Origin of the sequence: Xanthomarina sp. F2636L, from assembly GCF_026410195.1 — a bacterium.
Lineage (GTDB): Bacteria > Bacteroidota > Bacteroidia > Flavobacteriales > Flavobacteriaceae > Xanthomarina.
This window is the reverse complement of the sequence record NZ_JAPMLM010000068.1, coordinates 350992-369621: the sequence shown is the minus strand read 5'-3', so window position 1 is coordinate 369621 and position 18630 is coordinate 350992. Positions and strand designations below refer to the sequence as shown.

At 33.8% G+C, this 18630-nt stretch carries 17 protein-coding genes and 1 tRNA gene; 13 read left to right on the top strand and 5 right to left on the bottom strand.

Annotated features, from left to right (window positions below):
• Window positions 1-13 precede the first annotated feature (13 nt).
• The 7 genes from trmB (at window position 14) to OS191_RS09075 (ending at window position 4812) form a co-directional block, all read left to right on the top strand.
• Complete coding sequence (trmB, locus tag OS191_RS09105; RefSeq protein WP_267155784.1) at window positions 14-688, top strand: tRNA (guanosine(46)-N7)-methyltransferase TrmB; 675 nt, start codon at window positions 14-16, stop codon at window positions 686-688.
• Window positions 689-691: 3 nt separating this feature from the next.
• Window positions 692-1324 (top strand): LysE family transporter, encoded by a 633-nt coding sequence (locus tag OS191_RS09100; RefSeq protein ID WP_267155378.1) that lies wholly within the window; start codon window positions 692-694, stop codon window positions 1322-1324.
• Between the two features lie 9 nt (window positions 1325-1333).
• On the top strand, window positions 1334-1663 hold the full coding sequence (locus OS191_RS09095; RefSeq protein ID WP_267155377.1) for an MGMT family protein: 330 nt from the start codon (window positions 1334-1336) through the stop codon (window positions 1661-1663).
• A gap of 226 nt (window positions 1664-1889) precedes the next feature.
• Window positions 1890-3023, top strand: a complete 1134-nt coding sequence (locus tag OS191_RS09090; RefSeq protein ID WP_267155376.1) for an Mrp/NBP35 family ATP-binding protein — start codon at window positions 1890-1892, stop codon at window positions 3021-3023.
• A 53-nt stretch (window positions 3024-3076) separates the two neighbouring features.
• The gene (locus OS191_RS09085) at window positions 3077-3319 is read left to right on the top strand and encodes a NifU family protein (protein WP_267155375.1); all 243 of its coding nucleotides are present in this window, start codon (window positions 3077-3079) and stop codon (window positions 3317-3319) included.
• A gap of 79 nt (window positions 3320-3398) precedes the next feature.
• Window positions 3399-4460 carry an NAD(P)/FAD-dependent oxidoreductase gene (locus OS191_RS09080; RefSeq protein ID WP_267155374.1) on the top strand — a complete coding sequence of 354 codons (1062 nt, stop codon included), beginning with the start codon at window positions 3399-3401 and terminating at the stop codon, window positions 4458-4460.
• Window positions 4461-4479: 19 nt separating this feature from the next.
• The gene (locus OS191_RS09075; RefSeq protein WP_267155373.1) at window positions 4480-4812 is read left to right on the top strand and encodes a 2Fe-2S iron-sulfur cluster-binding protein; all 333 of its coding nucleotides are present in this window, start codon (window positions 4480-4482) and stop codon (window positions 4810-4812) included.
• A 54-nt stretch (window positions 4813-4866) separates the two neighbouring features.
• Here OS191_RS09075 and OS191_RS09070 read toward each other — a convergent pair whose 3' ends face one another.
• From OS191_RS09070 to OS191_RS09050, 5 genes are all read right to left on the bottom strand, one after another.
• Window positions 4867-5766 carry a metallophosphoesterase family protein gene (locus OS191_RS09070; RefSeq protein ID WP_267155372.1) on the bottom strand — a complete coding sequence of 300 codons (900 nt, stop codon included), beginning with the start codon at window positions 5764-5766 and terminating at the stop codon, window positions 4867-4869.
• 131 nt (window positions 5767-5897) lie between these two features.
• Entirely contained in the window at window positions 5898-7076 is a 1179-nt protein-coding gene (locus OS191_RS09065) for an acyl-CoA dehydrogenase family protein (RefSeq protein ID WP_267155371.1), read from the bottom strand.
• Window positions 7077-7116: 40 nt separating this feature from the next.
• Window positions 7117-7791, bottom strand: a complete 675-nt coding sequence (locus tag OS191_RS09060; RefSeq protein WP_267155370.1) for a tRNA1(Val) (adenine(37)-N6)-methyltransferase — start codon at window positions 7789-7791, stop codon at window positions 7117-7119.
• Between the two features lie 59 nt (window positions 7792-7850).
• Window positions 7851-8381 carry a ribosome maturation factor RimM gene (gene rimM / locus OS191_RS09055; protein ID WP_267155369.1) on the bottom strand — a complete coding sequence of 177 codons (531 nt, stop codon included), beginning with the start codon at window positions 8379-8381 and terminating at the stop codon, window positions 7851-7853.
• Between the two features lie 144 nt (window positions 8382-8525).
• A complete protein-coding gene (locus tag OS191_RS09050) occupies window positions 8526-9047 on the bottom strand; it encodes a 30S ribosomal protein S16 (RefSeq protein WP_267155368.1) in 522 nt (173 codons plus the stop codon).
• A gap of 149 nt (window positions 9048-9196) precedes the next feature.
• On the opposite strand from OS191_RS09050, the gene OS191_RS09045 reads away from it, so the two are divergent.
• The 6 genes from OS191_RS09045 (at window position 9197) to OS191_RS09020 (ending at window position 18526) form a co-directional block, all read left to right on the top strand.
• Window positions 9197-10438, top strand: a complete 1242-nt coding sequence (locus OS191_RS09045) for a DUF6252 domain-containing protein (RefSeq protein ID WP_267155367.1) — start codon at window positions 9197-9199, stop codon at window positions 10436-10438.
• A 152-nt stretch (window positions 10439-10590) separates the two neighbouring features.
• On the top strand, window positions 10591-14979 hold the full coding sequence (dnaE, locus tag OS191_RS09040) for a DNA polymerase III subunit alpha (protein WP_267155366.1): 4389 nt from the start codon (window positions 10591-10593) through the stop codon (window positions 14977-14979).
• Between the two features lie 200 nt (window positions 14980-15179).
• A complete protein-coding gene (gene trxA, locus OS191_RS09035; protein WP_267155365.1) occupies window positions 15180-15497 on the top strand; it encodes a thioredoxin in 318 nt (105 codons plus the stop codon).
• 67 nt (window positions 15498-15564) lie between these two features.
• On the top strand, window positions 15565-16494 hold the full coding sequence (locus OS191_RS09030) for a DUF58 domain-containing protein (RefSeq protein ID WP_267155364.1): 930 nt from the start codon (window positions 15565-15567) through the stop codon (window positions 16492-16494).
• Between the two features lie 120 nt (window positions 16495-16614).
• Window positions 16615-16688 (top strand) — tRNA-Asp (locus OS191_RS09025).
• Window positions 16689-17080: 392 nt separating this feature from the next.
• Window positions 17081-18526, top strand: coding sequence for a tail fiber domain-containing protein (locus tag OS191_RS09020; protein ID WP_267155363.1), 1446 nt, complete (start codon window positions 17081-17083; stop codon window positions 18524-18526).
• Window positions 18527-18630 lie beyond the last annotated feature (104 nt).

The following is an 18630-nucleotide window of genomic DNA, read 5'->3' as shown; positions in this document are numbered from 1 at the left end:
TAAAAATAATTCTGTGGGAAGTAAAAATAAATTAAAGCGTTTTAAAGAAAATGAAACTTTTGCAAATGTGTTTCAACCATCAAGAGACGAGTTAGTAAATAATCAATATAGTTTAAAAGGGAATTGGAATAAAACTTTTTTTAAAAATAGCAATCCTTTGGTTTTAGAACTAGGTTGTGGAAAAGGTGAATACTCTGTAGCATTAGCTAAAAAGTATCCAAACAAGAATTTTATAGGAATTGATATCAAAGGAGCTAGATTTTGGAGAGGGGCAAAAACCGCTATCGAAGAAAACTTATCCAATGTCGCTTTTTTGCGTACCCAAATTGAATTAATCGACCATGCTTTTGCAGAAGGCGAAGTTGATGAAATCTGGATTACTTTTCCAGATCCTCAAATAAAATATAAGCGTACCAAACATAGAATGACAAATTCAGATTTTTTAAAACGTTACAAAACCATTTTAAAACCAGATGGTGTTATGAATTTAAAAACCGATAGCGAATTTATGCATGGTTACACGCTTGGTTTGCTTCATGGAGCAGGGCACGAAGTGCTTTATGCAAACCATAATGTTTATAAACAAGAAGGAAGTCCGGAAGAAGTAACCAGTATTCAGACCTATTATGAAAGTCAGTATTTAGAACAAAACAAACCAATTACGTATATTCGGTTTAAAATTAAATAAATTTTGAGTTTAACAGCGATCTTTTTTATTGCCATGCTTGTTGCTTTTCTAGCTGCAGTTCCACCAGGACTGTTGAATATGACTGCAGCAAAAATCAGCATTAAAGAAGGCTATACTAGAGGCATTATGTTTTCTATTGGGGCTTCACTAATCTTTATGTTCCAAACGTTAATTGCTACTGTGTTTGCGAGATATTTAACCAAACACCCAGATGTAATTGATGTTTTACAACAGGTAGCCTTTGTTATATTTGTTTTAATAACTATTTATTTTTTGCTTATAGCCAAAAAGCAAAACAAGCCAGATACTGAATTAGAGACTAAAAGTAAAAGAAGTCGCTTTTTTCAAGGCATATTTTTATCTAGCATTAATATGTTTCCAATTCCATTTCAAGCATATATAACTATTACTTTTGCATCGTTTGGTTGGTTAACTTTCGACAAAATAGGAATTTCAACATATGTAGCTGGTGCAGCTATGGGTTCTTTTGCGAATTTATATGTATACATATTCTTTTTTGATAAAATAAAAAAGACAAAAGAAACATCTCAAAAGAAGATGAATTATATAATAGGGATAATTACTGGAGTTATTTCTATCATCACCTTAATTAGTATTCTTAGAAAGTATTATTAATGTCTTGCCATGCAACCAGAAACAGATAATTTTTTTGAAAAAGTTTATCAAGTAGCCAAGTTAATTCCCTATGGCCGAGTTACTAGCTATGGAGCTATAGCCAAATATCTAGGAGCAGCAAGAAGCGCTAGAATGGTTGGTTATGCTATGAATGGTTCTCATACCAAAGATGTCCCGGCACATCGGGTGGTAAATAGAAAAGGCTTGCTAACTGGAAAACATCATTTTGATGGTACAAATTTGATGCAACAGCTTCTAGAAAGTGAAGGAATTGAGGTAGTAGACAACCAAATTCAAAATTTTGATATATTGTTTTGGGATCCTTTTAAGGAATTATAATCGATTATAAATTTTTCAAAAATTAGGAAATAATTTAAATCCGTTAGTCTATAATAAAACGAAATATTCACATAAATCATTTCAATTAATCTATTTCAAATTCTAAACAATTCGCTGTATATTTGCATTTTAGAATGATTCTTAATAATCAAAAAAATATGTAAATTTAAATGGGATAAAAATATCTGTTTTATTTACTATTTTCTTTTCATAAATATTAAACAATATGAAGTTAAATAAACAAGACATATATAAAGCGCTAGAACGTATTTCAGCTCCTGGAGAAGGAAAAAATATGATTGAAAGTGGTGCCGTAAAAAACATAGTGACTTTTGCAGATGAGGTAATTGTAGATATAGTAATAAACAATCCTACTTTACAGGCCAAAAAGAAAACTGAGGTAGAAATCATGAAAACCATTCATGATTTGGTGTACGAAAAAGCTAAAGTAACTGTCAATGTTAAAGTTGAAGCACCTGCTCAGCCCAAAAATGAAATTAAAGGAAAGCAGATTCCTGGAATTCAAAATATTATTGCAGTGGCATCTGGAAAAGGTGGTGTAGGAAAATCTACAGTTACCTCTAATTTAGCTGTTACTTTAGCAAAAATGGGATTTAAAGTGGGGATTTTAGATGCCGATATTTATGGACCTTCAATTCCAATCATGTTTCAGGTGGAAAATGAAAAACCTTTAGCTGTAAACATTGAAGGAAAATCTAAAATGAAACCCGTAGAAAATTATGGCGTTAAGATATTGTCCATAGGGTTCTTTACCCAACCGGGTCAAGCTGTAGTGTGGAGAGGTCCTATGGCTTCAAAAGCATTAAATCAAATGATTTTCGATGCTCATTGGGGAGAATTAGATTTTATGTTAATCGATTTACCTCCAGGAACAGGAGACATTCATTTAAGTATTATGCAAGCTTTACCATTAACAGGAGCAGTTGTGGTAAGTACACCACAAAATGTGGCCTTGGCAGATGCTAAAAAAGGAGTGGCTATGTTTCAGCAGGAAAGTATTAATGTACCAGTTTTAGGAATTATAGAAAATATGGCATATTTTACACCAGACGAATTACCAGAAAATAAATATTATATTTTTGGTAAAGAAGGAGCAAAACATTTATCTGAAGATTTAAACGTTCCTTTTTTAGGTGGAATTCCTTTAGTGCAAAGTATTCGTGAAGCAGGAGATCTTGGTCGCCCAGCAGCTATGCAAAGTGCGACTCCTTTAGAAGCAGCTTTCGAAAAACTAACACAAAACGTTGTTCAAGAAGTCGTAAACCGAAATACCAATTTACCACCTACTGAAGCAATAAAAATTACAACCATGGCTGGGTGTTCAGCAGTTAAAAAATAGATTAAGACTATTGGAGAGTTCAAGTTTTACGAATTCATTTAAAAAATAATAATATGACAGGTGAAGAATTAAGAATTAATATTGAAAAAGCCTTAGACGAAATTCGTCCATTTTTACAAAGTGATGGAGGTGATATTTCATTATTATCAATTGAAGATGGTAAGCTTGTAAAAGTACAGTTAGAAGGTGCTTGTGTAGGTTGTAGTGTAAATCAAATGACCTTAAAATCCGGTGTAGAAATGACTATTAAAAAATATGCACCCCAAATTGAGCAAGTTATTAATGTAGAGGCTTAATTAAAAAATCTAAATGTGACTTTTGTCACATTTATTTAAGAAAGTAACTAATAACTTTGTCTTCTGAAATTAACAATTCATGATTAAAACAGATATTCTTATTATTGGAGCAGGTCCAACTGGCTTATTTGCCGTTTTTGAAGCTGGACTTTTAAAATTAAAATGTCACTTAATAGACGCTTTACCACAACCCGGAGGACAATGTTCAGAAATATATCCTAAAAAACCTATTTATGATATTCCAGGATTTCCAGAAATACTAGCAGACGACCTTACTCAAAATCTTTTAGAGCAATGTAAGCAGTTTGAACCTGGATTTACATTAGGTGAACGTGCTGAAACGATTGATAAACAAGAAGATGGTAGTTTTATTGTAACAACTAATAAAGGGACCAAACATCATGCGCCTATTGTGGCAATTGCTGGTGGATTAGGTAGTTTTGAGCCACGTAAGCCTTTAATTCATAACATTGCTCATTTTGAAGACAAGGGTGTTGAGTATTTTATAAAAGATCCAGAAAAATTTCGCAACAAACGTGTTGTTATTTCAGGTGGGGGAGATTCAGCATTAGATTGGAGTATTTTTTTATCAAATGTGGCTTCCGAAGTGACTTTAATTCATAGAAGAAATGAGTTTAGAGGAGCCTTAGATTCTGTTGAAAAAGTACAAGAATTAAAAAATTTAGGAAAAATAAATTTAATTACTCCAGCCGAGGTGACTGGTATTGTTGGAGATCATCATGTTAAGGCGGTTGTTGTAAGTCAGGCTGAGCATATCGAAAAAGAATTTGAAATAGAATGCGATTATTTTATTCCTTTATTCGGATTGTCTCCAAAATTAGGTCCAATAGCAAATTGGGGGTTAGAGATAGAGAAAAATGCAATTAAAGTAAATAATGCGTTAGACTATCAAACTAATATCCCAGGGATTTTTGCCATTGGAGATGTTAATACCTATCCTGGAAAATTAAAGTTGATTTTATGTGGTTTCCATGAAGCTACATTAATGTGTCAAGCTGCTTATCAAATATTAAACCCTGGTAAAAAGTATGTTTTAAAATATACAACAGTAAGTGGTATAGATGGTTTTGATGGGTCAAGAAAAGAAGCTCCTAAAGCTGTTGTAAAAGCTATCAATTAATCATTAGCTAGTTATTTATATGGAACAAGATGTAAACATAAAAATTATTGATAGAGAAGGAGTTGCCCACGAAATATTAGCTCCAACAGATATGGCAATGAATTTAATGGAAGTGGTAAGAAGTTATGAATTAGCTCCAGAAGGAACCATCGGTATTTGTGGTGGAATGGCTATGTGTGCATCTTGTCAATGCTATGTATTAAGTGATACAGTATTACCAGAAAAACAAGACGATGAAGAAGCCATGTTAAGCGAAGCTTTTTACGTTAAAGATAATTCCCGATTAGGTTGTCAAATTCAAATTACCCCAGAAATGGAAGGTTTAGAAGTGGAATTGGCTCCAGAAAGTTAATTAAATTCCTACGAAGGCAGTAATTTCATGTTCGATTAGAAAAGGTTTTTTTAGTTATACCGTTTTATAATCCATCAATTTTCTAGGTCCTTCCAATAAAACTCTTACAATTTGAAGCGTGCCAGTTTCAGTCGTATCTATATACCATTTGATTAAAGAAATTTCGCCATTTTCTATTTCTATTCCAGTAATGCTTCTTGGATGTACGCAGCTACCATCGTTAAAATAGGCAATCTCTCCAGGATTTGGAAAACGAGGTCTATGGGTATGGCCGGTAATAGTTAGTAAATTATTATTATCTATAATCCATTTTTTTGTTCGGCGTTCAACTTTAATCAGTTCTTTGTAGTTTTTAGCAGGACTTGTTGGATCTGCAATTCCCATCACATTTAAGGGTTTCCATAACACTCGAACCATAAAACGGCTAAATTTCCAAAACGTATAATTCCACCAATCTGCTTGATGTCCGTGGGTTAAAAACACTTCTTGCTGACTTTCTTTGTGCTTTAAGATAATGCCTTCATGATATTTTGCATTACAAAACAATTCGACATCTTCTCCTAGTTTTGGTTCGAAATAAGTGGATAGGTTTTTTTCCACATAGTCAGGATTTTGGTAAACCATATCATGATTTCCCCAGATTAAATGAAGTCTTTCTTGCTCATGAAACAGTTTCATGAGTAAATAAACATTCTTATGAGCTTCAAAAATAGGCTTAAAGGATGTGTTTTCCCAAAGTTCATCACCATCTCCAATTTCACAATACTGAAATCCTTCAGAATAATAATGTTTTAGAGCATGGAAATAAATGTTTCTGTTGTTAGCAAAATCGTCTGCAAAACTATTATCTCCCCGATGGCAATCGCTAAATAAGATAAACTTGCTAGAATCATCAAAGTTGATAATCTTAGCATTTTTGAAAGCTCTATCTAATCGTTTTTTACTTGAAAGCATAAAGTAAATGTAAACAAAAAAGTATAAAAAAATGCTTCCCAAAAAGAGAAGCATTCTTGTAATTTTTCAGTTTTTTAAAATTATTTCAGTCAGATGTTACCCGAGTGAGATAATTAAATGTGTTTTAGGTTCTATTTGAAAGCGTTTAAACCAGTCACATCCAAACCTGTAATAAGTAAGTGGATATCGTGAGTTCCTTCGTAAGTAATAACACTCTCTAAGTTCATTGAATGACGCATAATAGAGTATTCTCCAGTAATTCCCATTCCACCTAGCATTTGTCTAGCTTCTCGAGCAATGTTGATAGCCATATCCACATTGTTACGTTTTGCCATAGATATTTGTGCCGAGGTTGCTGTGCCGTTTTCACGCATCACACCAAGTCTCCAGGCTAATAATTGAGCTTTTGTGATTTCTGTAATCATTTCAGCTAATTTCTTTTGTTGCAATTGAAACTGACCAATTGGTTTTCCAAATTGCAAACGTTCTTTACTGTAGCGTAGAGCCGTATCGTAACAATCCATAGCGGCACCAATGGCTCCCCAAGCAATTCCGAAACGAGCCGAATCTAAACAACCAAGTGGTGCACCTAATCCAGATTTGTTTGGTAATAAGTTTTCTTTAGGGATTTTTACGTTATCAAAAATAAGTTCGCCGGTGGCAGATGCACGTAGCGACCATTTATTATGTGTTTCTGGGGTTGAAAACCCTTCCATACCACGTTCCACAATTAAACCGTGAATTCGGCCTTCTTCATTTTTAGCCCAAACCACTGCTATTTGACAAAATGGCGCGTTAGAAATCCACATTTTAGCCCCATTTAAAAGATAATGGTCACCCATATCTTTGAAATTTGTAGTCATTCCCCCAGGATTAGACCCATGATCTGGTTCTGTTAATCCAAAAGAACCTATCCATTCTCCAGATGCTAATTTTGGTAAATACTTATTACGTTGAGCTTCGTTTCCGTATTTCCAAATAGGATACATCACTAAAGAGGATTGTACAGATGCCGTACTACGAACTCCAGAGTCTCCACGTTCAATTTCTTGCATGATTAAGCCATAAGAAATTTGGTCCAATCCAGCGCCACCATATTCGTGTGGAATATATGGGCCAAAAGCACCTATTTCAGCTAAACCATTAATAATTTGTTTCGGAAACTCTGCCTTTTGGGCATATTCTTCTATAATAGGAGATACGTCGCGTTTTACCCATTCTCTGGCAGCATCACGTACTAATTTATGTTCGTCGGTTAATAATTCGTCTAGATTATAGTAATCAGGAGCTTCAAATAAATCAGGCTTCATTTTTAAATCTTTATGTTAGAATAGCAAATGTAACAATTTGTTACATCTTAAGATAAAAATCTTTTGTCAAATTTATATAGTCTAGAGTATATTGATGTCTTGAAGTTTCTATAATAAGTTCCTTTGTGTCTAGTTTGGTTTTATGGAATGAAAACTCTATAAGACTTCGCTTTATTTCTGAAGCTGGAGTTCCTTTGATGTGTAAAATTCTATTAGGAAATAATTGAACCCTTAAAGCTAATCCTATAAATTGTTCTTCCTCTTTAAAAGGAATAATAACTGAAAATAAACCGTTCTCCGATAATAACTTTGAGACCCCTTCAAGAAGGTGTTCGAAAGGCATGGCATCTGCAAAACGAGCTAAATCACGTTGGTTGTTTTCAGTTTTATAATCTTCTGAATAAAAAGGAGGGTTAGAAATAATGAGATCGTATTTGTCTTCTATTTCCTCAGCAAATTCTTCCAGGGACGCATGATAACAAAACAATCTGTCAGCCCAATCAGATTGTTCAAAATTATCTACGCACTGTTCGTAAGCATCATCATCAATTTCAATAGCATCCATAATCTCTATATCTATCGGGACTGCACAGCTTCTTTGCGCTAACATTAATGCCAAGACGCCAGTACCTGCGCCAATATCTAAAACAGAAAATGGTTGTTTCTCTAAAGAAGCCCAAGCGCCAAGTAATACAGCGTCAGTACCAATTTTCATAGCACAACGATCTTGGTTTATAGAGAATTGTTTGAATTGAAATGGTTTTCTAGACACAGCTATTCTTCTAAATATAAATCTATAAGCCCTTCAGGTGTTTCTACAAAAACCGTTTTATTGTCTCTGTCTATTTTGTTGATAAAGGCATCGTTCAATGGAATTAAAATTTCAATACCATCTCTATCTATTTCAAAAAGTGCTTGAGCCGTAGAATCGTCAATAGACTTTATAACCCCAACTTCACCATAGTTGATGTCTTGTACCTTAAAACCAATAACTTCATGAAAGTAAAACTTATCGCCTTCAAGTTTTGGTAAAAATTCTAAGGGTAAATAAACATCACACTTTATTAATGCATCTGCGTCGGCTTCTGTATCTACGTCTTCAAATCGGACACGCAATAAATCGGATTTATGCAACTGAGAAGATTCAATAAAAAATGGTACCAAGTTATTACGTAAATCGATAAACATGGCGTCTAGGTTTTCGTATAAATCTGGTTCATCTGTGTCTAGTTTTATCAAAAGTTCGCCTTTAAAACTATACTTTGATACTATTTTACCTAAATAAAAACAATCTTCTTTTTGCATGATGTTTCTGTCTGTTCAAACGCAGTCTAGAACTTTAAAATGTCAGGTTAATTGTATCTCGACTGCGCTCGATGTAACATTTGTAGATATAAAAAACCCAGACCTAATAAGTCTGGGTTCAAAAGTATAAAAAAATAATTATTTTTATTCTTCTTCGTTTGAAGCGTCTGCTTCTGCTGCTGGAGCATCTTCAGCTACCTCTTCAACAACTTCCTCTACAGGTGTATTAGCTGCAATACGAGCTTCATTAGCTGCTTTTTCAGCTTCAAAAGCTTTTGCTTTTGCTTCAGCTTCAGCTTTTGCTAAACCATCAGTTTTTGCACCAACTTTACTAGCTTTTTCATCTAACCAAGCAGTAAATTTTGCTTCAGCTTGTTCTTCAGTTAAAGCTCCTTTTCTTACACCACCTGCAAGGTGATTTTTAAGCATTGCGCCTTTGTAAGATAAAATTGCTTTAGCAGTATCAGTTGGTTGTGCACCATTCTGTAACCACTTAACAGCTCCATCAACATCTAATTCAATAGTTGCTGGATTTGTGTTTGGATTGTAAGCACCTATTTTTTCTAAGTATTTACCATCTCTTTTAGATCTAGCATCTGCTGCAACAATCCAATAGTAAGGTTTCCCTTTTTTCCCGTGTCTTTGTAATCTTATTTTAACTGACATATAAATTAATTAGTGAGGTTCGCGACCTCGATTATTAATAAGGGTGCAAAGATACTATAAATTTTTAAATTTCAACTTTTTATATAAAAAGTAATTGGTTGTTTTTTTTTATCTTATTTTTGAGTTCTTAATAAATATTAAAATTACATATGAAAAAGTTATTTGTATTTGCATTAGCCATCTTTACTTTGGTGAGTTGCGGAGATGAAATTGAGTTTAATTCTCCAGCAATGCAGGGTAAAAAAGACGGTTCAACATGGAAAGCAGTGTCTTATAGAGCATACATTAATGAAAATGGTAAATCGATAATCACTGGAAATAATAATTACGAAACAATTAACTTACAAGTGTCTTCTTTTTCTGTAGGAACTTATCTTTTAGGTGAAAATGATACAAATGAAGCTGTTTTAATAAGTTCTACTCTTGAAGAATATTCAACAAATAATTTGCCTGATCAGGATATTGAGTTGTATCCGCCAGATGGAATTATAGAAATTACAGAATTCAATCAAATCAATAATTCTATTTCAGGAAAATTTTGGTTTAATGCTTATTCTGTTTCTGGAACTAAAACGGTTAACTTTAGTCAAGGAATTTTTTACAATATTCCAATTCCATTTTCTTCAGGACCTGGATTAATGTCTTGTGATGAGGCAGTAGCTGCAACTGCAGTAGCCGCTCAATTATATAATACTACAAATCCTGGAGATGCTAATTATTCAACAGCTTGTAACGCATACAAAACAGCTTTGATAGATCAGCAAATTGCTTGTGGAGATGATTCTGGGGTTTTACAAGGTATAATAGATGTTTTAAACTGCGATGCTACAGAATCAGACTATTGGCCAAGAGCTATTAATAATTCATGGACTTATAATACTATGGCTAGTGGTGAGCAAACATATACAATTACTGGAACTGAAATATTTGATAGTTTAGAATATTATGCTTTTGATGATTTATATGGAGCGCCATCTTGGTTAAGAAAAAGTGGTCCAAATTATTATGTAAGAGCTGAAATGTCGGGTTCCGTTCCTGGATATCAATTTTCTGCAACACCATACACTGTTAACATGATAAAAGATGATGCAATTGTTGGAGAAACATGGGAGTCTAATGTGTCTTATACTATTTCTTATACTCCAGAACCAGGTCAGCCAAATATTCCAGATACACTTGTGGATGCTGTCTATGCGTTTGAAATGATAGGACGTGACTTATCAAGAACTGTTGAAGGTGTAAACTATAATAATGTTATTCATATTGAATTAATAACAACAGGTGCAGGCGTTGAAGTTACAACTCAGTATTATTATGCTAAAGATGTAGGTTTAATTGAATATATCACAGATGAAGGTGCTAATACACTTTCTAGTTATGTGTTAAATTAAAGTGCTTAGAAATAAATTTAAATGAAATTACAGAAAACCAGAGAAGCTAACTTCTCTGGTTTTTTTGTTTACAACTGTTTGTGATTTTAACATTCTTAAAGAGCAATTTTTCATATTTTTATCATTCTTATTTATTCTCAAGAAAACACCATATGTATTTAATTTTCGATACCGAAACCACAGGATTACCAAAACGTTGGGATGCACCAATTACAGATACAGATAACTGGCCAAGATGTATTCAAATTGCATGGCAGTTGCATGACGACATGGGAAACTGTATAGAGCATCAAGATTATTTAATCCAACCTGAAGGTTTTAATATCCCTTACGATGCCGAGAAAATTCATGGTATTTCTACAGAATTAGCCCAGGAGCAAGGTGTGCCTTTAGTAGTTATGTTAGAGAAATTTAACGAAGCTCTGTCTAAAGCAAAATTTGTTGTTGGACAAAATGTTAAATTCGACCTGAATATAATGGGAGCCGAGTTTGTTAGGGAAAACATAGAAAACCCTTTACAGGAACTACCGGTTTTAGATACGTGTACAGAACATACAGCCGCACTTTGCCAGCTTCCAGGTGGGCGTTATGGAAAGTTTAAACTACCAACCTTAACAGAGTTACATCAATATTTATTTAATCAACCTTTTGCTGAGGCACATAATGCAACTGCCGATGTAGAGGCAACCACGCGTTGTTTTTTAGAATTAATCCGAAGACAAGAATATACAAAAGAAGAATTAGATGTTCAGCCTGATTACTTCAAGAATTTCTCTGAAGCCAATCCACAAGAAATTAAGCTCATTGGTTTAAAGCATATCAACCTAAAACAGGAAAGTGCTAAAATCAATAAACGTATACAAGAACAACAGTCCGTTGATCTTTCAGATGCTGAAATAAAAGAAAATATTTCAGAATTAGAAGAAGTTGAATTTGTTCACCTTCATAATCATTCTCAGTTTTCAGTTTTACAATCTACTATTAGTGTTCCTGCTTTGGTAGCTGCTGCAGCAGAACAAAATATGCCAGCAGTTGCTTTAACGGATCACGCAAATATGATGGGAGCTTTTCATTTTGTGAAAGCTGCAAGTAATCATAATAAAATGGTTCAAACCAAAAACAAGGAGGCTGTTGAAAGAGGCGAATCCCCAACTTTAAAAGAGGTAAAACCTATTCTAGGTTGTGAGTTTTTTGTTTGTGAAGATCATTTAGATAAATCTAGAAAAGACAATGGCTACCAAATTATACTTCTTGCTAAAACTAAAAAAGGGTATCATAATTTAGCTAAACTATCTTCTCATGCATTTACAGATGGATTTTATTATGTTCCTAGAATTGATAAAAAACTCATTCAACAATACAAACAAGACCTGATTGTTTTAACAGGAAACCTTTATGGAGAAGTGCCAAGTAAAGTTTTAAATATTGGCGAAAATCAAGCAGAAGAGGCCCTGCTTTGGTGGAAAGAAGAGTTTGGAGACGATTTATACATCGAGATAATGCGTCACAATCAGGAAGATGAAAATCGAGTAAATCCTGTATTAATTTCATTTTCAAAAAAGCATAACATCAAATTAGTAGCGTCTAATAATACCTATTATGCCAAACAAGATGATGCCAATGCACACGATATATTACTCTGTGTAAAAGATGGGGAAAAACAAGCGACTCCAATTGGACGTGGACGTGGATACCGATATGGTTTGCCAAACGAGGAGTATTACTTTAAATCTTCTGAAGAAATGAAGGAACTCTTTAAAGATATTCCGGAAGCCATAAGCAACATTCAAGAAGTGGTTGATAAAGTGGAGTCTTATGAGTTGGCACGTGATGTCTTATTACCTGCTTTTGATATTCCAGAAAAGTTTAAAGATACAGCCGATTTAGAGGATAATGGTAAACGAGGCGAAAACGCATTTTTACGACATTTAACTTACGAAGGCGCAAAAAAACGCTATGGAGAAGAACTTACAGAAGAAGTTATCGAGCGTTTAGATTTCGAGTTAAGCGTTATTGAAAATACGGGATATCCAGGGTACTTCTTAATTGTAGAAGATTTTATTCGGGAAGCTAGAAAAATGGATGTGTCTGTTGGACCTGGACGTGGATCGGCAGCCGGTTCTGTTGTAGCTTATTGTCTATGGATTACCAATATTGATCCTCTTAAATACGATTTACTTTTTGAGCGTTTTTTAAACCCGGATCGTGTGAGCATGCCCGATATTGATATTGATTTTGATGATGAAGGTAGAAGTCGTGTTATGGATTACGTTATCGAAAAATACGGAAGTAATCAAGTGGCCCAAATTATTACTTATGGAACCATGGCTGCTAAATCTTCCATTAGGGATACGGCCAGAGTTTTGGATTTACCCCTTTTTGATGCTGATAGGATTGCAAAGTTAATCCCGACCATGTCTAAGTTGCGTAAAATTTTTGGTGCAGATGAAAAAGGGTTAAAAAACATGTTCAGATCGGAAGATTTGGAAAAGGTTAATCAACTTTTAAATATTTCAGATGGAGACGATCTGGAAGCAGAAACAGTTAACTTAGCAAGAATGCTGGAAGGGTCTGTTAGAAATACCGGAATCCACGCCTGTGGAGTTATTATTACGCCAGACGATATAACAAAATTCGTTCCTGTTTCTACGGCTAAAGACTCCGATTTATATGTAACCCAATTCGACAACTCGGTGGTGGAAGATGCCGGACTTCTAAAGATGGATTTCTTGGGTTTAAAAACGCTGACTTTAATAAAAGATACCGTAAAAATTGTAAAAGCTAAGCATAATATAGATCTAGATCCAGATAGTTTTCCGTTAGATGATGAAAAAACATACGAGCTTTTCCAAAAAGGAGAAACTGTTGGTGTATTTCAATATGAGTCTCCTGGAATGCAAAAACACCTTAAAGAACTAAAACCATCGGTATTTGAAGATTTAATTGCAATGAATGCCTTGTATCGTCCAGGACCTATGGAGTATATTCCAAGTTTTACCAAACGTAAGCACGGTTTAGAGGAGATTGATTACGATTTACCAGCCATGGAAGAATACCTTAAAGAAACCTATGGAATTACGGTTTATCAAGAGCAGGTGATGTTACTTTCTCAGAAATTAGCAGATTTTACTAAAGGTGAAGCAGATGTTTTAAGAAAGGCTATGGGTAAAAAGCAAATAGCCGTTTTGGATAAAATGAAGCCAAAATTTATTGCTCAAGCAGAAGCAAAGGGACACGATGCCAAAAAATTAGAAAAAATCTGGAAAGACTGGGAAGCCTTTGCAAGTTATGCCTTTAATAAATCGCATTCTACTTGTTACGCATGGATAGCCTATCAGACAGCCTATTTAAAAGCGCATTATCCTGCCGAATATATGGCAGCCGTGCTTTCTAATAACATGAACGACATTAAGCAAGTAACTTTCTTTATGGAAGAATGTAAGCGTATGAAATTAAATGTGCTTGGTCCAGATATTAACGAAAGTTATTATAAGTTTTCGGTTAACCAAGATTATGCTGTTCGTTTTGGAATGGGCGCCATAAAAGGAGTGGGTCATGGTGCTGTAAAAACAATAGTAGAAAACAGAAAAGACGATGGTCATTATAAATCTATTTTCGATTTTGCTAAACGTATTGATTTAAGAGCAGCAAATAAAAAAGCTTTTGAAAATTTAGCACTTGCAGGCGGGTTTGATTGTTTTAATAACACACATAGAGCTCAGTATTTTCAAGATGAAGGCGACGGTATAACATTCCTTGAAAAAGCTATTAAGTACGGTGCGAAACATCAAGACAATGAAAATTCGGCGCAAGTAAGCTTATTTGGTGAAGCTAGCGATGTTCAAATTGAAGAGCCTTTAGTGCCACCTTGTGAAGAATGGGGAACCATGGAAAAGTTAGCAAGAGAAAAAGAAGTGGTTGGAATTTACATCTCTGGACATCCTTTGGATGATTTCAAAGTAGAAATGAAAACTTTTTGTAATGCTAATTTAGCTTTATTAAGAGACCTAGAACCCTTTGTAAATAGAGAACTTACATTTGGAGGTGTTGTCAGTGATGTGCAACATAGAGTGAGTAAACAAGGGAAAGGTTGGGCTACTTTTATTGTAGAAGATTATACGGATAGTTTTGAATTCCGAATTTTTGGGGAAGAATATTTAAAATTCAGACACTTTCTTTTAAAGAATTCCTTTGTTTACGTTAAGATGTTTGTTCGCGAAGGGTGGATAAATAGAGAGACTGGTAGTAAAAGTGATCCTAGAATTCAATTTAATAGTTTCCAATTATTGCATGATGTTATGGATACATATGCAAGAAAATTATCTATTCAATTGCAAATTTCCGATTTAGAAGATAATCGAATCTCTAAGTTAAAAGAGTTGTTTACCATGCATAAAGGAGATAATTTGTTAAATTTTATAATCTATGATACCGAAGAGCAGATTAAATTAACCATGCCAAGTAGAAAACAAAAAATAAAAATTTCACAAGAGTTGTTGGAAGAATTGGAACAAAATGGTGTTTTTTATAAGTTGAATTAACGTTATTATACTAAGAGTTATTTAAACGTAAAAAAGCCTAATTTTTAGAGTAGTTGCAGAAATGGTATAAGCCAAAATTGGCAGTATAAGTGCAATTAATTCCATGATAAATAAAACAAATTGTCAGGTTGTAAGCTTTGGCAAAATTTTTGACTAATATTGCATAGTAATAAGAAGTAGAACATATTAAATTATAAATTATGGCATTAGATATAACAGATGCAACGTTTGAAGAAACAGTATTAAATAGCAAAATACCAGTAATGGTAGACTTTTGGGCTGCTTGGTGTGGACCATGTAGAATGGTTGGACCAATCATTGAAGAAATTAGCAAAGAATACGAAGGAAAAGCAGTTGTTGGAAAAGTAGACGTAGATGCAAATCAAGAATTTGCAGCAAAATACGGTGTTCGTAACATCCCAACTGTATTGGTGTTTCAAAATGGAGAAGTAGTTGGAAGACAAGTTGGTGTGGCACAAAAAAGTGCTTATACAGAAGCTATCGACTCACTTTTATAAAATACATTCTAAAAGAAAAGAAAAAAGGTTTGCTTTAACGGCAAACCTTTTTTAGTTTAGAGACTTCATGGATTTACAACAAGAACTCAATAAAACAAGTGGTTTTAAAAACCTAGATTTACTTGCCAAACAAGTGGTAGAAGGGTTTATAGCAGGAATGCATAAAAGTCCATTTCATGGATTTTCGGCAGAATTTGCCGAACATAAAATTTACAATCAAGGAGAAAGTACCAAGCATATAGATTGGAAACTGTATGCAAAAACGGATAAGCTTTATACAAAACGATACGACGAAGAAACTAATTTACGTTGTCATTTAATTATTGACAATAGTAGTTCCATGCATTATCCAGAACTGAAATCGTTTTCCGTTGATAGCTTAAATAAGATTGCTTTTACCGCTCTGGCATCAGCTTCTTTAATGCATATTTTAAAAAAGCAGAGAGATGCTGTTGGATTAAGTGTTTATAGTGATTCCTACGATTTTTATACACCTGAGAAAGGGAGCGAAAGACACCACCACATGTTGTTGAATCAATTAAGCGAACTAGTAATTTCTAAACCAAAGCATAGACAAACGGATACCTTTACTTATCTACATCAAATAGCTGAAAACATTAAAAGGCGTTCTTTGATTTTCTTTTTTACAGATATGTTGCAAACAAAAGTCGAAGAAGATAAATTGTTTGAAGCGCTTCGTCATTTAAAATACAATAAACATGAGGTGGTTTTATTTCATGTGTTCGATAAAGAAAAAGAAATGTTATTTGATTTTGATAATGCACCAAAACAATATATTGATGTTGAAACAGGTGAGCACATAAATTTATATGCTGAAAATATAAAGGATAGCTATAAAAAAGCTGTAGGGGATTATTTTGAAAACATAAAACTAAAATGTGGCCAATACCGCATAAAATATGTAGAAGCAGACATTAATAAAAAATTCAATAATATCCTGACAACCTATATGATAGAGAGACAAAAATTTATTTAGAATAAAAAAAATAAAAATTTTTGAAAAAATGTTTGACAAATGAAAAAAGGCGCTTATATTTGCACCCGCTTGAAGGGCTATAACGAAAGTTATTAGTTTGAAAAGTAGCAATAATGCAACGGTCTGGTAGTTCAGTTGGTTAGAATGTCGCCCTGTCACGGCGAAGGTCGCGGGTTCGAGTCCCGTCCAGACCGCAAATATTGCAAAAGCTTCAAGAAATTGAAGCTTTTTTTAGCAATAAGAATTAGTTGTGTTGTTTGACAGATGTAGTAGTCTGTCAATGGTAGTAGAGTTGAATCTTTCAACTTTATCCAATGGAAAGCTTTCCTTTTTTCTTTATAGAAAATTGGGATGCTTTTTTGTTTTAGGTAAGTTCTGTTCTGTCAACTTGTTAAGTTTTTGCACATGAAAAGGGGGGCTATAAGGTGTGCTTTTACCTTTTCAAAGATGTACCCTCATACCTAATTTCTAATAATTTATAACCATCTATGTACTATTTTGCTCCAACCATACATTGTGTATAACTATTTATTTGTTTTTTATGTATCTTGTTGACTAATAGGCTTTAACTAATAAAAATATACTCATGAAAAAACTATTATTCTTATTAACATTTTGCATGACATTGATAAGTAATGCCCAACAAGGCATCAACTACAAAGCAATTATTAAAGACGGAAGTGGTAATGTAGTAACCAACACTCTTGTAGTAGTACAATTTAGTATTTTACAAAGTGCAGTTCAAACCAACATCTATACAGAAATCCATACTCCTACCACAGATGGTAATGGATTTATAATAGTAAATATAGGAGAAGGCACTCCAATAAGTGGTGTTTACACAACAATAGATTGGGGCATTGACGAACACTATTTAAACGTAAAGATAAATACCGGTGGTGGTTTAATAGATATGGGAACCATAGCTTTTAAAGCCGTGCCTTATGCATTGAGTGTACCCTCTAAAAGTGTAGCAATTAACGATCTTAAAGATGGAAAAGCTAACACGACTACCATTGCCTTAGGTACAGATGCAGGTCTTAACAATTCAAATGCTTCAGGAACTGAAAATACATTTATAGGTGTAAATGCTGGTAAAACTAATACCTCTGGTAACAGTAACACCTATATAGGAACAGAGAGTGGTTCATCCTCAAATGTAGGTACTGGAATGAGTAATGTTTCAGTGGGCGCTCATTCTGGAGCTGCATTGACTAATGCAAGTGAAAATGTAATCATTGGGGCGAATGCTGGTGCTTTGGTTACTAGTGGAAGCGGAAATGTAATCATTGGCTCGTCTGCAGGGAATTCGCAGAACTATTCTAATAAATTGTTAATTGATAATAGTGGAACTACCACCCCTCTAGTCTATGGAGACTTTTTAAATAACAGGCTTTTCGTAAATCGTACTTCTCAAATTTCAAACCAAGAAGTATTTGGAATTTCACGTACTGTTGCGGGTTCTGATTTCGGAGGAATGTTTGTTGAAACAAATGGAAGTGAAACTTCGCGTCCTTTTTACGGATTTGCAATAAATGGTATTTCCAGAGCTTGGATTGAGTTTAACGGCACTTCTAATGATGTGGATATTATTAATACCTATGGTGATTTTAGAGTTTTATATAATACGGCATCAAAGCCAGTAGCTGGTTCTTGGATTGCAAATTCTGACAAAAGATTGAAAAAAAACATTGTTCCATTAGACAAAGAAGACATGTTAGAAAAGATTATAAAAATGAAAGGTGTTTCATATGAATGGAATGATAACGTTACATATTACGAAAGACCGGAAGGGAAACAAATTGGTTTCATTGCACAAGATCTCCAAAAAATCTGGCCTGAGAAAGTTTCAGAAGATCATTTAGGATATCTACAAACTGCCTACGGAGATTACGATCCAGTAATTATTGAAGCGATTAAAGCCCTTAATGAAAAAATAGAAAGACAAGAAAGAGAAATTAATATTCTGAAAAGTAAAGTTTTACAAATGGAATTTAGTAAAAAACAATCAACAAAATTAGAATCTCAATAAATAGATTGTAAAAGTCTCCTATCTTGAATTTGAAAAAACTGATAATTCAATAAGAATATATTTAAAAGCAAAATTCTGTTGTTTTGATAGATGTAGTAGTCTAT